The 1,181-nt window shown below is 35.7% G+C and carries 2 protein-coding genes; both read left to right on the forward strand.

Annotated features, from left to right (window positions below):
• The first annotated feature begins 244 nt into the window (after positions 1-244).
• Positions 245-565, forward strand: coding sequence for a nucleotidyltransferase domain-containing protein (locus AB1414_21250; GenBank protein MEW6609938.1), 321 nt, complete (start codon positions 245-247; stop codon positions 563-565).
• On the forward strand, positions 547-969 hold the full coding sequence (locus AB1414_21255) for an HI0074 family nucleotidyltransferase substrate-binding subunit (GenBank protein MEW6609939.1): 423 nt from the start codon (positions 547-549) through the stop codon (positions 967-969). Before AB1414_21250 ends, AB1414_21255 begins: the two co-directional genes overlap by 19 nt.
• Positions 970-1,181 lie beyond the last annotated feature (212 nt).

Raw genomic sequence — 1,181 nt, forward strand, 5'->3', positions numbered from 1 at the left:
GGTGGGTTTTCTTCTACAAACAGATTGCTCCTCTGGAGCAAATTTAATAAGCAAAAGATGGCAGAAAATGAAGTAAAGCAATGCCTGTGACCATAGATATAGCTTTAACTCCTACGCAACGCTCTCACTACATTGCTGAATAGTTACGGGAAATTTTTGTTGACAAAGTTTTGATATTGTGGTATCTTTAGAAGAGGTAATATTAAAAGCAAATGGGAAGAAATTGGCAGGGTGAGAGGAAGGTATGGATAAGGCTAATGAATTAGAAGAAAATAAATTTATTCGCAGATTAAAAGAGTGTATCGTTGACTTACTCAAAGATGAAAAGGTTAGAATAGTTCTCTTTGGGTCAAGGGCAAAAGGGAATGCTAACCCGCTGGCAGATGTAGATGTAGGGCTTATCCACAAAGGAAAAGTGGATAGGAATAAAATAGCCCGTCTAAGAGAATCTGTCGAGGAGCTAAATATTCCCTACAAGGTAGATATTGTAGATTTTTCGTATGTTAGTAGAGAATTTAAAAAAGAAGCTCTTAAAGAGGTAGAGGTTTGGAAAGATTTGAATTAAGACAGAAAGATGCTGCTAAGGCATTGGATACATTGAAACAAATATTGGAAGAGCCCTTTTCTATTATTGTTCGAGATGCTACAATTCAGCGGTTTGAATATACCTTTGAGGCGATATGGAAGTTCTTAAAAGAGTATCTGAGAGAACAGGAAGGCATAATTTGTAATTCTCCTAAATCATGTTTTAGAGAGGCATTTTCATTAGAATTGCTGACAGAAGAGGAGACTGTAGGATTCTTAGAGATGACTGATGACAGAAATATGACAACACATATATACAAAGAGGAGGTTTCAGAAATTCTTTATGGAAAGATGCCGGATTATTATAGGTTAATGGAGACTTTACTGGAACAAATAAATTGTCAAAGGAAATTACAAGAAAAGGGAAAGAAGAAAGCTATTTAAGCCTGTTTTTATCCGTGCTAATCCGTGTTAATCAGTGGCTGAATAGTTACTGTCAGATTTCAGATTCCTATGCCTTTAATTAACCTCCTGGCAGTTATTTCCAATATACCCTGGCGGGTTAAAAGGCGACCTGTATTTAATAATTCCTTTGCCATCATAACCTTATCTTCTCTTATATCTTCAGTTTTTAATACAGCAAGGATAAGTTTAGT

The organism is bacterium, from assembly GCA_040755795.1.
Taxonomy (GTDB): Bacteria; UBA9089; CG2-30-40-21; order CG2-30-40-21; family SBAY01; genus JBFLXS01.

What these genes read in the sequence shown, in the direction of transcription:
- AB1414_21250 (MEW6609938.1), top strand. Translation starts at nt 245, where the DNA reads ATGGATAAGGCTAATGAATTAGAAGAAAATAAATTTATTCGCAGATTA.